Here is a 12,232-nt window from a genome sequence, read left to right as displayed (position 1 = left end):
CGGAGGTTGGTTTGCGCACCAAATTCAGCGCGGAATTCGTGCTCGGGCATGAAGCCGGTCAGCACGTACTCATCCGCGACGGCGACGTCGTCTTTGAGGACACTCGCATCATCTATGTCGGACCGAACTACGAGGGTCCGACGGACCAGTCATTCGAACTTGGCCGGTCCCTCATCACCCCGGGCCTGATCGATCTCGATGCCCTCACCGACATCGATCACCTGCTGATCGATTCGTGGGCTTCCACGGACCGGGCCAACGGCCTGCAATGGTCCGAAGATTACTTCCACAACCGCCGCGCGGACGTCTTTACAGCGCAGGAACGCCAGACCATCCGGAAATATGCTCTGGTGCAGCTGGCCCTGCACGGCGTCACGACGTACATGCCCATAGCATCGGAAATCCATTCCGCCTGGGCAGAGAGCTTTGACGAGCTTGCCGGCATGGCCGAAACGTCCCGTCAGATCGGACTGCGGGGATACCTTGGGCCCGCGTATCGTTCCGGCGTGAATGTCGTCAGGGCCAGTGGGCAACGCGACGTCGCATTCGATGAGGAGCAGGGGCGTGCCGGGCTTGCCGATGCCGTCCGGTTCCTGGACTACGCGGAGGATCTGGCCGATCCCCTGGTCAACGGTGTTCTGTTGCCGTGCAGGATTGAAACGCTGACCGCGGACCTTCTGCGCTCAACGGCTGAAATCGCTCGCGAACGGCACGCTCTGGTGCGGTTGCACTGCCTTCAGGGAGCTCTCGAGCGGGAGCTGCTGCAGCGCTGGCACGGGCTGACTCCCCTCCAGCTCCTGGAGCAGACAGGACTGCTCGCTGAGCGTCTCGTCATCCCGCACGGGATCTTCGTGGACCGCAATCCGCTCGTGGATGGCACCGACCTGGGTGATCTTCAGACTCTGGCGGAGGCCAACATCTCCATCATCCATTGTCCGCTCACGTCCTTCAGATACGGCATGGCCCTCGACTCGTTCGCCGCCTTCCGGGAGGCCGGCGTTAACCTGTGCCTTGGGACGGACTCCTTCCCGCCGGACCTCATCCGGGGCATGGATACGGGCGTGCACCTCGCCAAGCTTCTTGACCACAGACCGGACGCAGCTCCCGCGGAACACTACTTTGAAGCGGCGACCCTTGGCGGCGCCCGCGCTCTGGACCGCCCGGACCTGGGGAGGCTGGAAGTGGGAGCCCAGGCCGACCTCGTTGCGTTCTCCCTTGACGACATCAGGGACGGAGTTCTGGACGACCCGGTTCGTACCCTCCTGCTCAATGGAACAGCCCGGCAGGCCACTCATTCCGTCGTCGCAGGGCGCCTGATCATGCGCGACGGCGTAATCCCGGGCGTCGATGTCCCGGTCCTGAAGGCGGAGGCTCAACGGCTTTTCGAGAAGATGAAGGAAGCGTACTCGGAGCGCGACAGTGAACGCCGAACGCCCGAGCAGCTGTTTCCTCCTACTTTTCCTGAAGCGAGGCAGATCCAGCTGGTCATCGACCAATAGTCTATTTCGCGTGAACTCAACGCCGGTATCCGTTCATCTGTCAGCCATCCGGGACGGGGCACCGTGCCGCGATTCGGACCGGCGGATCACCGGCGGTATTCGGCCCAGATTCCTTCCACGGCCGCGTCACGGGCGTGCAACGAGGCCCCGGCCAGGGGCCCTTCTGTGCCGAGATCGCTGACGGTCACCAGTGTTGAGGAATCCAGCAGGTGCGGCATCAGGATGACGCGCAAACGGTCCACAAACGCCGGGCAGTCCACCAGCGGCCCGCTCAGCACGACGGCCGCGGGGTCGCTTAGGGTGGCCGTGTTGCCGATGGCTTCGCCCAGCAGTTCGAGGAAGTCGTCGGCCGCCGGGGAGTCCGGCTGTTCCGTAAAGAGGCCGCGGTAACGGTCCATGTCCAGGGAAAGCCCGCCGGCCGTGGTGATCCCGAGATCGAGCAGACGCTCCATCAGCGACCGTCCATTCTGCCGCAGATAGGCGATCTCTCCCGCGATGCCGTGTGAGCCGCGGCGCACCTCGCCGCCCATGACGAGGGACGCACCGATGCCGGCACCGACATAGACCATCAGGAAGTCCTCGACGCCGCGCATCGCCCCGGACTCGCGCTCCGCCAGGGCCGCCCAGTTGACGTCATTGTCAACCCGGACCGGCCCCCGGCAGTCTCCGAGAAACCGTTCGCTCAGGTTCCACTGCCCTTCGGGGAAGGGCGCGTTCGGCAGGCTCAGCACGGCCTGTCCGGCGGCCTCGACGGGGTTGGCCTGGGAGATGCCGGCGGCCAGGCACGGTGTTGAGACATCGCGCCGGTACTCGGCGAACAGGCCGGAGAGGGCGGACTCGAGCTGATCCCGGGTCTGCGGCGTTCCCGACGAGACCTGGTAGTCACCCACGACGCTGCCGCGCAGATCAGTGGCGCGGAGCTGGGCGCGGCCGGTGGTCACCGCGACGGCGAGAGTATGTCCGTAGCCGGGGGCGATGTCGTAGATCGCCGCGGTGCGGCCGCGCGGCCCGGCCGACTGGCCCGTCTCACTTATCAGGCCGGCTTCCGTCAGCCGGGTGGCCGCCTCGGAGGCGGTGGGCTTGGACAATCCGGCGGCCGCTGCGATGGCCGCCCGGGAGCTGGGCCCGTTGCGGCGGAGATGTTCGAAGAATCGCCGGTCAGTGACCGTGGCCAATGCCTGCGGCGTCGATGCAGCCGGGGCCAGGGAGTGCGGGGAACGGGTCAAGGCAGGGGTCCTCCGATAGGGGTCTTCCCCATCGTAACGGAGTGCCCTACACTGGAAAAAGGAATTAGTTAGGATTCTTTACTATAGGAGGAATCGCTGTGGACCCGACGATCGCTACCCCTCAGATCCCGGCTGATCTTCCCGGCACCGGTGACCGCCGCCGCGAGCTAGGCCTTCGCGAAGTCCGGGATCACGAGCTCCCAGGGATGTGTCACGGAAAATGCCCTCGGACGGCAGGCTTCCCCCTTACATCGAAGTGCCCGATGCAAGAAACCGCAGTCTAGGAATGACGACAGAAGGAACGATGAAAATGAGCGAACAGGACACAGTCCACCAAGCCCCTCAGGTCCCCGCCGATGTCCCGGGCCAGATCCGCGCCCTCAAACGCGAACTGCGCCACCGGATCGGCGATGTCGAAGGAGTCTTCCGCCGGCTCGAGGACCGCATCCGGGTACAGGTCGAGGAAATCGAGGCCATCCGGGCCCGCGGCGAGGAGGTCTGGCCGGTTATCAACTTTAGGGACATCGAATCCGGTCAGGTCAGCGAGGCCCAGCTGGCCGCGCTGAAGCGGCGCGGCTGCGCCGTCGTGCGCGGTCACTTCCCGCGCGAGACCGCGCTGGGATGGGACCGGCAGCTCGTGGACTACGTGGAGAGCAATGACTTCGATGCCAAGTACCGCGGCCCGGGCGACGACTTCTTCGGCACCCTGTCCGCCTCCCGCCCGGAGATCTACCCGATCTATTGGTCCCGCCCCCAGATGGAGGCGCGGCAGGACCCGCGGATGGCGGCCGTGCAGTCATTCCTGAACCGCCGCTGGACTTTCGAATCGGAGGGGCGGTCCTGGTTCAACCCTGACCAGGACTCGATGTACCCGGACCGGATTCGCCGCCGCCCGCCGGGCGCCGACTCAAGCGGCCTGGGCCCGCACACCGACTCCGGCGCCCTGGAACGGTGGCTCCTGCCGGCCTACCAGCGGGTGTTCCGGCACGTGTTCGACGGCGAACCGGAGAAGTACGACCCCTGGGATGCCGCCTACCGCACCGAAGTCGACGAGTACGAGGGCGGATCCACGATGTGCTCGGCCTTCCGCACCTTCCAGGGCTGGACGGCGTTGTCCGACATGAACAACGATCAGGGCGTGCTGCAGACGGTCCCTATCCCCGAAGCGATGGCCTACATCCTGCTTCGTCCGCTGCTGGATGATGTGCCGGAGGACGAGTTGTGCGGCGTCAGCCCACGGCGCGTCCTGCCGATCAGCGAGCGGTGGCACCCTCTGCTGATGCGCGCGCTCTCGTCCATCCCCGATGTGCAGGCCGGCGACTCGGTGTGGTGGCACTGCGACGTGATCCACGCCGTCGCCCCCGTGCAGGACCAACAAGGATGGGGCAACGTCATGTACATCCCGGCAGCCCCCCAGTGCGAGAAGAACACCCGGTACGCCGCCGTCGTGGCAGAGGACTTCAAAGCCGGACGCTCACCGCGGGACTTTCCCGAGGAGCACTACGAAACCGACTGGGATAACCGGTTCCCCGAGAGCGACCTCAACCCCATCGGCAGGCGGGCGCTCGGGCTAGGCGTTTAGCCGCGCCGCCCGGTCGGCGCCGGCGCACCGGTCCCTAGACCACCGCGCCGACGCCGACGCCGGTCCCGACGCCTTCCTCAAGGTCGTGGCCGGTGATGACGTCACCCATGGCAAACCGCACCCCGAGGCATACTTCACGGCCGCGGCATCCTTGGGAATCCGCCCCCGAGACTGCCTCGCCATCGAGGACACGGACACCGGGGCGGCCAGCGCCGTGGTCGCCGGCATGACAGTCCTGGTCATCCCACATCTTGCGCCTGTCCCCGACGGCCCGTCCCGGTCAACCCGGGAGACCGTCACCGGCCCTCGACGATCTTCGCCTCCTCCGGCCCGCGCTGCGCCGTTAGCAGCGCCTGACGCTGCGGCCACAGCGTCACCGATTCCAGCGCCGACAACGCCCGGGCCATGCCCTGCGCCTCTGCCGTGAACAGGTGTCCGTGGACGCGCTGGCTGCACAGGCGCACGGCCTGGCCGCGGTCCAGTCCGAACCAATCCATCACGGTGTCGATGCCGTGCGGGCTGAGCCGCCAGGTCTTGTCCGCGTCCTTGACGATCGCGTCCTCGATCGAGAGCGCCTCGCGCCGGGAGTCGTGGCCGTCGATGATGTCCAGGATGGCCGGCACTTTCCCGGCGTCGTACCCGGCCGCGGCGAGGATCCCGGCGGCGAGCCGGGCACCCTCCTTTTCGTGCAGCAGCACCAGGTCCGGTCTCCCGCCTCCGGGCGCGATCGCCTGGAGGACTTCCGCCGGCGGCACCTGCGACCAGCCGATATCGTGCAGCATGATCGCGGGAAGGACGACGGCGGCATCCGCTTCCGGGTGCCCATCCAGCAGCGCGCGGGCCAGCCCCACCGCGTAGAGCGTATGGGCGTCGTTGTCGCGCACCGTCAGGAACGGCGCCGCTAGCTCCCAAAGGGCCGCCAAGTCCGGATCCAGGGCGATAACGCCGTCCGGCTGCGCCTCGATCCCCGCCGAGACGTCAAGGCCGGACATGTTGGCAGCTGGCTGCAGTTTGGTCATCCAGCCAGCGTGCCCGCCCGCGGCACGCAGGGCAAGGGGCCGTTTCCGCTGGGCGGAAACGGCCCCTGTACTCCAAGAAACGAACTAGCCGATCAGCGCCAGGACCGCTCCGGCCGTGACTACTCCGCCGGCTTCGGTGCGGACGTCGGTGACGGTCCCGTCCCGGTGCGCGGAGACCTGGGTTTCCATCTTCATGGCTTCAAGAACAACCACCGGGTCCCCGGTCGCAACCTCGGCGCCCGGTTCGACCAGCCACTTCACCACGGTGCCGGCCATGTCGGCACGCAGTTCCCCCGGGTCGGCAGCGGCGGCCGTACCGCCGTCGGACACTAGCGCCACGCCGGCAGGTGCCAGGCCTCCGGAGCGTGCCCAGCCGTCCAAGAGGTCGGCCGGAAGCCCGACGGCCAGACGGCGGCCGTCCACCTCGACGGTGATGGTGCGGCGTTCGCCGTCGGGCGCGGTGGTGTTGTAATCGGGATCGGCCGAGATGGAGACACTGTCCGCGAAGTCGGTTTCGATCCAGCGGGTGTGGATGCCCAGCGCGTCCTGGGAGGTGAAGTCCGGGGACTCGAGTACGGCCCGGTGAAAGGGCAGCACGGTGGCGACGCCGGTGATGCGCATCTCGGCGAGGGCGCGGCGGGCGCGGCGCAGGGCCTGCTGGCGGTCCGCGCCCGTGACGATCAGCTTTGCGAGCAGCGAGTCGAACTGCGGCGCCACGAAGGAGCCGGAGCGGACCCCGGTGTCCAGCCGGATGCCCGGGCCGGTGGGGCCGGCGAACTCGCCGATGGTGCCGGGCGAGGGTAGGAAGCCGCGGCCCACGTCCTCGGCGTTGAGCCGGAATTCGAAGGCGTGGCCGCGCGGTGCCGGGTCCTCGGTCAGGCGCAGCGGCTCCCCCGCGGCGATCCGGAACTGTTCCTGGACGAGGTCGATTCCGGTGGTTTCCTCGGTGATGGGGTGCTCCACCTGAAGGCGCGTGTTGACCTCGAGGAACGCCACCGTTCCGTCGGCCGCGACCAGGAATTCCACCGTGCCGGCGCCGGAGTAGCCGGCCTCCCGGCAGACGGCCTTGGCGGCGTCGTAGATCAGCGTGGTCTGCTCCGCGCTGAGGAACGGTGCGGGAGCCTCCTCGAGGAGCTTCTGGTGCCGGCGCTGGAGGGAGCAGTCGCGGGTTCCGACGACGACGACGTGGCCGTGCGCGTCCGCCAGGACCTGTGCCTCGACGTGGCGGGGGCGGTCCAGGTAGCGCTCGACGAAGCACTCGCCGCGGCCGAACGCGGCGATCGCCTCACGGACGGCGGAGTCGAAGGCTTCCTCGACCTCGTCGAGGACCCGGACCACCTTCATGCCGCGTCCGCCGCCGCCGAAGGCGGCCTTGATGGCGATCGGGAGGCCGTGCTGTTCGGCGAAGGCGCGGGCCTCGGCGGCCGTGTCCACTGGACCGTCGCTGCCGGCGACCAGCGGCGCGCCGGCCCGGACCGCGGCGTCGCGGGCCGTGATCTTGTTGCCGAGCAGCCGGATCGCGTCCGGGCTGGGGCCGATCCAGGTCAGCCCGGCGTCCAGGACGGCCTGGGCGAAGTCGGCGTTCTCGGAGAGGAAGCCGTAGCCGGGGTGGACGGCGTCCGCTCCGGACTCGACGGCCACGGCGAGGAGCTTGGGGATGTTCAGGTAGGTGTCCGCGGGCGAGTTGCCGTTCAGGCTGAAGGCCTCATCCGCGGCGGAGACGTGCAGGGCATCGGCGTCGATGTCGGCGTACACGGCGACGGACGCCAGCTGCGCGTCATCGCAGGCCCGGGCTATGCGGACCGCGATTTCTCCACGGTTGGCGATCAGGACCTTGCGCATCAGTTACTCACTTCTTTTTCGGTGGTGTTGTGTTCGAGGGTGCTGGATTCGGCCCAGCGGAAGCGGATCTTCCCGCCGATGGGGACCTGCGCGGCGAGGTCCAGCTGGGAGTCGACCACCACGGCGATCACCGGGTACCCGCCGGTGATCGGGTGGTCGGCGAGGAACAGCACGGGCAGCCCCTCCGGCGGGATCTGGAGGGCGCCCGCCACGGTGCCTTCGCTGGGCAGCTCGCCTTGACGGGTGCGCTGCAGCGGCGTCCCGTCCAGCCGCATGCCGACGCGGTTGGACTGCGGCTTCACCTCCCAGTCCTGGCCGGTGAAAGAGTCCAGGGCGGCCTGGCCGAACCAGTCGGCGCGCGGCCCGGGGACGACGTCGAGGACGGTCACCCCGGTGCCGGGGTAGTCCGGCTGCAGCTCGGGGTGCCCGACGACGCCGGACTCGGCCTCGCCGCCAGCGGCAAGGAGCTGCCCGGCGGTCAGGGGTGCGGGGCCGATTCCGGACATGGTGTCCGTGGAGCGGCTGCCCAGCACCGGGGAGACGTCCACTCCGCCGCGGACAGCGAGGTAGCTGCGGAATCCGCTCTGCGGGGCGCCGAGGCTGAGCGTTTCGCCGTCGAGCAGCGCGAAGGGGGTGGCCATCGGCGCGGTGCGGTGCCAGGTCTCCCCGGCGCCGTCCGGCGCCGACTCGATGCTCAGTTCCGACGGCGCCCCCGCAACCGCGAGGACCTGATCCCCGGCGGCCTGGACTTTGAGGCCGCCGGCGACGGTCTCGATGGCGGCGGCCGACGGCGCGTTCCCGACGAGGCGGTTGGCCCGGCGCAGCGAGGCCCGGTCCAACGCGCCGGCGGCGGAGACGCCGAGGCCCGAGTGGCCGTGCCGGCCGAGGTCCTGGACGAGGCTCTGCAGGCCCGGCGACACGATCCGGAGCCCGGCGGTGATGCCCTGTATAACGGCGGGTTCCGGCACGGATCCGGAAATTTCCATGGCGGGCTCCGGGGCCGGCCCGGCGACGGACTCGGCGGCCGGCTCCGCGACTGGCTCAGCGTCCGGCTCTGCTGCAAGCGCGACTGCATCCCGGACGGGGCGGAACTGCACCCGGTGGCCGGGGGCGGCCAGGGCGGGCTGCTCCCGGTCCAGGTCCCACATCCGGGCGTTGGTGCGGCCGATCAGCTGCCAGCCGCCCGGGGAGCGGCGCGGGTACACGGCCGAATAGTTGCCGGCCAGCGCCACGGAGCCGGCGGGGACAGCGGTGCGGGGCGAGCTGCGGCGGGGCACTTCCAGCTGCCCGTTCTCCCCCACCATGTAGCCGAAGCCGGGTGCGAAGCCGGCGAAGGCCACGGTCCAGACCTGGCCGGAATGGGCGGCGATTACGCCCTCGGCTCCCAGACCGGTGAGCCGGCCGACTTCGGCGAGGTCCTCGCCGTCGTACACGGTGTCGATGACCACCAGCTCGCCGCCGCGCTGCGCGGGGGCGGTGAGGTCGAGCTGCAGCAGCCGGGCGGCGATCCGCCGGGCCGAGGCCGGGGAATCGGCCTTGACCAGGACGGTCTCGGCGGCGGCCAGGATGTCCTGCTGGCCCGGCAGCGGCGTCTCGAGGAGGAGTGCTTGCAGGGCAAGGACGTCCTGGGTGCCGGAGAGCTCGGCCAGGACGGCACGGGTTCCCACCGCCCGCACGGAGCGGACCTTGTGAACCGTGCCCTGCTGAACCGCGTCGTTCTGAACTGCCAGGGTTTCCATTGCTGTCTCCATCATCGCCACCGTTTTCCTGAAAGGATCCGCGCCGCTCAGGCGTGGGCTGTCTGCAGGAGCCGCTCTTCCTCCTGGGTCTGCGGGTTCCGGCCGATGGCCAGGCCGATCACGGTTACGACGGCGGCAACGGCCAGGTAGCCGGCGATCAGGTACCAGTTGCCGGTCGCGGCGAAGAGGGCGGTGAAGATCAGGGGCGCCACGGCGCCGCCGATCACACCGGCAAGGGTGTAGGCCAGCGAGCTGCCGGCGTAGCGCAGGCGGGCGGGGAACTGCTCGGTGATGAAGGCGGCCTGCGGGCCGTACATGAAGGCGTGAAGCGCCAGGCCGATCACGACGCCGATGGTCAGCATGAGCACGGACTTGCCCTGGATCATGAGGAAGAACAGCGGGATGTACAGGGCGGTTGCGACCGTCGCGATGCCGTAGACGAGGCGGCGGTTGAAGCGGTCCGTGAGTGCACCGGCGGCGGGGATCAGGAACAGCTGGAAGGCGGAGCCGATCAGGATGGCGCCGAGGACGTTGCCGGTGGTCATGCCCAGCTGTTTGGTGGCGTAGAGGGCCACGAACACCGTGAACAGGGAGTAGAGCACGTCGGGGCAGATCCGGGACAGGGCGGCGGCCACGAGGGCGCGGGGTTCTTTGGTGAAGACCTCCTTGATGGGGGCCTTGGGTGCCTCGCCGTGGGCCTGGATGGCCTTGAAGACGGGGGTTTCCTCGAGCTTGAGCCGGATCAGGAGGCCGAAGACCACTAGGAGGGCGGAGGCGAGGAAGGCCACGCGCCAGCCCCAGGAGAGGAAGGCCTCGGTGCTGAGGGTTGCCGCGAGGAGGGCCAGGACGCCGTTGGCCATCAGGTTGCCGGCGGGCGGGCCGATCTGGGCGGCCGAGGACCAGAAGCCGCGCTTCCGGGCATTGCCGAATTCGCTGGAGAGCAGGACGGCCCCGCCCCATTCGCCGCCGACGCCGATACCCTGCGCCAGGCGCAACAGGACCAGGATCGCCGGGGCAGCGACGCCGATGGCCGCGTAGCCGGGCAACACGCCGATGAGCACGGTGGCGACGCCGATCAGCATGAGGGTGACCACCAGGACATGCTTGCGGCCGATCTTGTCGCCGAGCCGGCCGAAGATCACGCCGCCGATGGGGCGGGCGAGGTAGCCGACCGCGAACGTGGAGAAGGACAGCAGCAGGCCGACCAGCTCATCGCCCACGGGAAAGAAGATCTTCGGGAAGATCAGTGCCGACGCCACCGAGTAGATCGCGAAGTCGTAGTATTCCAGCGACGTGCCGGTGAGGCTCGCGATGTAGGCCTTGACGGCGCCGGGCGGCAGCTTCCTCTTGCTGGCGGCCGGGGTGGCCTGCTGCGGTGTGGTCATGATTTTTCCTCCAGGTGTGCGGGGTGCTGCCTGTTGCGTGGTGTGCGGTCGGGGGAACCGGGTGGATCCGCTGTGATGCTGCGATGCTGTGGTGCTGCGAGCGTCGGCCCGGATGGAGGCCTTGCCTTCCGGGATCACTCTTAGACGAACGCGGCCGTGGTGATTCCAGCGGCGTTGAGCGCCTCGCGGACGGCCGCGGCCATGGTGACGGCTCCGGGGGAGTCTCCGTGCACGCAGATGCTCTCCGCACGGATCTTCAGGATGGAGCCGTCAATCGTGCGGACGGCGGAATCGGTGGCCATCCGGAGGACATGCTCCGTGACCTCCGTGTGGTCGTGCAGGACCGCACCGGGCAGCGTGCGGGAGACGAGCGTGCCGTCCGGGTTGTAGGCCCGGTCGGCGAAGGCTTCGGTGACGGCCCGGAGACCGGCGGCCTCGGCCAGGCGCAGCACCTCCGAGCCCGGAAGGCCCAGGATCGGCAGGTTCGGGTCCACCGATTTCACGGCCTCGACGACGGCGCGCGCCTGCGCGGTGTGCGCCACGATCGCGTTGTAGAGTCCGCCGTGCGGCTTCACGTAGGCCACCTTGCCGCCTTCTGCCGCTGCCAGGGCCTGCAGGGCGCCGATCTGGTAAACGACGTCGTCCGCCAGTTCGCCGGGATCGATGTCCAGGAATCGGCGGCCGAAACCGGCGAGATCGCGGTAGCCGACGTGCGCTCCGATCATGACGCCTGCAGCAACGGCCTCGCGGCAGGTCAGGCGGATCACGCTGGGGTCGCCGGCGTGGAATCCGCACGCCACGTTGGCGCTTGAGACGGAGCGAAACATCGCCATATCGTCCCCCAGCGTCCACCGCCCGTACGACTCGCCGACGTCGCTGTTCAGGTCGATCGTTCCCATTGTGATCCTCATCTCATGATTGGGCCCCTATCTAGGATGCACCAAAAGTTCGGATTGTTCAACGATTCTTCAATCCAACGATGTGACGATCGTGTAAATTCTGGAGTATGACCAGCTCCGAAGCAGGATCCCGAGTCCTTCCCGCCACGCCTCGAAGCGGGGCGGGCGCCGGCGCCGCGGCGGATAAGAAGCGCGAGGCCGCGGCAGGGGCTGCCCTGGGTGCGGCGGCACGGCTGCGCGTGGCGGTGCCGTCCGTGGCGGACCGCGTAGCGGCTGAACTGCGCCTGCAACTGGCGGAGGGGCTGCTCCTGCCGGGAGCCCGGCTCACGGAATCGACCATCGCGGAGGATCTGGGCGTCTCCCGTAACACCGTCCGCGAGGCCTTCGCGGAGCTTGCGGCCGAGCGCTTGGTGGTCCGCCACCCGAACCGCGGCGTCTTTGTGGCCAGCCTGGAGGCCGGGGACATCCACGACGTCTACGCGGTGCGCCGCGCCATCGAGGTGAGCGCCATCCGCGGCGGCGGCAGCCCCGAGCGCGTGGCAGCGGTCCGCGCGGCCGTGGAAGAGGGCAAAGCCGCGGCCGCCGCCGGCGACGAAGAGGCCCTGGGCAACGCCAACCAGCATTTCCACGGCGCGATCGTGGCCCTGGCCGGCAGCCGGCGGCTGGACACGATCATGGCCCAGGTCCTGGCCGAGATGCGGCTCTTTTTCCACAAGGCCACCCTGGATGCGCACTTCTACCGGGGCTGGCTGGCGGACAACGAGGAAATTTGCGCGGCCCTGGAAGCCGGCGACCTGAACCGTGCCGGGGACCTGTTGCTGGCCTACCTGGACCGTTCCGAAGAGCGCCAGGCCGCCGTCCACGGGGACTGAGCGGCCGGTCAGGACAGCCCGGCGACGCTCAGTCGGCCCTGCGACGCGCAATATTCCTACCGACACCGGAATTCAGGTATCGGTAGGAATTTTGGGTGTCGTCGGAAACTCTCCGCATCATGGACCCGGTCAGGGCATTCAGTCGTCCCCCTACCCCGGCGCCCGAGGC

Annotated in this window: 9 protein-coding genes and 1 pseudogene; 4 read left to right on the top strand and 6 right to left on the bottom strand. The window is 68.9% G+C overall.

Features of this window, described 5'->3' with window-relative positions:
- The first annotated feature begins 11 nt into the window (after positions 1–11).
- A complete protein-coding gene (locus C9424_RS08180; RefSeq protein WP_116766381.1) occupies positions 12–1,499 on the top strand; it encodes a chlorohydrolase family protein in 1,488 nt (495 codons plus the stop codon).
- Between the two features lie 86 nt (positions 1,500–1,585).
- Here the strand turns inward: C9424_RS08180 and C9424_RS08175 are convergent, their stop codons facing one another.
- The gene (locus C9424_RS08175) at positions 1,586–2,725 is read right to left on the bottom strand and encodes an ROK family protein (protein WP_116766380.1); all 1,140 of its coding nucleotides are present in this window, start codon (positions 2,723–2,725) and stop codon (positions 1,586–1,588) included.
- Between the two features lie 310 nt (positions 2,726–3,035).
- Here C9424_RS08175 and C9424_RS08170 point away from each other — a divergent pair, with 310 nt between their 5' ends.
- Positions 3,036–4,307 (top strand): DUF1479 domain-containing protein, encoded by a 1,272-nt coding sequence (locus C9424_RS08170; protein ID WP_116766379.1) that lies wholly within the window; start codon positions 3,036–3,038, stop codon positions 4,305–4,307.
- An 85-nt stretch (positions 4,308–4,392) separates the two neighbouring features.
- Positions 4,393–4,488, top strand: a pseudogene (locus tag C9424_RS21885) (HAD family phosphatase); the annotation flags it as partial.
- 115 nt (positions 4,489–4,603) lie between these two features.
- Here C9424_RS21885 and C9424_RS08160 read toward each other — a convergent pair.
- The 5 genes from C9424_RS08160 to C9424_RS08140 form a co-directional block, all read right to left on the bottom strand.
- Positions 4,604–5,326, bottom strand: a complete 723-nt coding sequence (locus C9424_RS08160) for an HD domain-containing protein (RefSeq protein ID WP_116766378.1) — start codon at positions 5,324–5,326, stop codon at positions 4,604–4,606.
- An 84-nt stretch (positions 5,327–5,410) separates the two neighbouring features.
- Positions 5,411–7,168 carry an acetyl/propionyl/methylcrotonyl-CoA carboxylase subunit alpha gene (locus C9424_RS08155; RefSeq protein WP_116766377.1) on the bottom strand — a complete coding sequence of 586 codons (1,758 nt, stop codon included), beginning with the start codon at positions 7,166–7,168 and terminating at the stop codon, positions 5,411–5,413.
- A complete protein-coding gene (locus C9424_RS08150) occupies positions 7,168–8,907 on the bottom strand; it encodes a 5-oxoprolinase/urea amidolyase family protein (protein ID WP_116766476.1) in 1,740 nt (579 codons plus the stop codon). Before C9424_RS08150 ends, C9424_RS08155 begins: the two co-directional genes overlap by 1 nt.
- Positions 8,908–8,954: 47 nt before the next feature.
- The gene (locus C9424_RS08145) at positions 8,955–10,292 is read right to left on the bottom strand and encodes an MFS transporter (RefSeq protein ID WP_116766376.1); all 1,338 of its coding nucleotides are present in this window, start codon (positions 10,290–10,292) and stop codon (positions 8,955–8,957) included.
- A 140-nt stretch (positions 10,293–10,432) separates the two neighbouring features.
- Positions 10,433–11,191 (bottom strand): LamB/YcsF family protein, encoded by a 759-nt coding sequence (locus tag C9424_RS08140; protein ID WP_116766375.1) that lies wholly within the window; start codon positions 11,189–11,191, stop codon positions 10,433–10,435.
- Positions 11,192–11,298: 107 nt separating this feature from the next.
- On the opposite strand from C9424_RS08140, the gene C9424_RS08135 reads away from it, so the two are divergent.
- Positions 11,299–12,063 (top strand): GntR family transcriptional regulator, encoded by a 765-nt coding sequence (locus C9424_RS08135; protein ID WP_237563356.1) that lies wholly within the window; start codon positions 11,299–11,301, stop codon positions 12,061–12,063.
- The last annotated feature ends 169 nt before the right edge of the window (positions 12,064–12,232 follow it).

It is taken from the genome of Arthrobacter sp. H-02-3, assembly GCF_003097355.1.
GTDB classification, from domain to species: Bacteria; Actinomycetota; Actinomycetes; order Actinomycetales; family Micrococcaceae; genus Arthrobacter; species Arthrobacter humicola.
Note: the sequence above shows the minus strand (reverse complement) of the source record. Positions and strands in the feature narration are given on the sequence as shown.

What these genes read in the sequence shown, in the direction of transcription:
- C9424_RS08140 (WP_116766375.1), bottom strand. Translation starts at nt 11,191, where the DNA reads ATGGGAACGATCGACCTGAACAGCGACGTCGGCGAGTCGTACGGGCGG.
- C9424_RS08170 (WP_116766379.1), top strand. Translation starts at nt 3,036, where the DNA reads ATGAGCGAACAGGACACAGTCCACCAAGCCCCTCAGGTCCCCGCCGAT.
- C9424_RS08135 (WP_237563356.1), top strand. Translation starts at nt 11,299, where the DNA reads ATGACCAGCTCCGAAGCAGGATCCCGAGTCCTTCCCGCCACGCCTCGA.
- C9424_RS08145 (WP_116766376.1), bottom strand. Translation starts at nt 10,292, where the DNA reads ATGACCACACCGCAGCAGGCCACCCCGGCCGCCAGCAAGAGGAAGCTG.
- C9424_RS08150 (WP_116766476.1), bottom strand. Translation starts at nt 8,907, where the DNA reads ATGGAAACCCTGGCAGTTCAGAACGACGCGGTTCAGCAGGGCACGGTT.
- C9424_RS08155 (WP_116766377.1), bottom strand. Translation starts at nt 7,168, where the DNA reads ATGCGCAAGGTCCTGATCGCCAACCGTGGAGAAATCGCGGTCCGCATA.
- C9424_RS08160 (WP_116766378.1), bottom strand. Translation starts at nt 5,326, where the DNA reads ATGACCAAACTGCAGCCAGCTGCCAACATGTCCGGCCTTGACGTCTCG.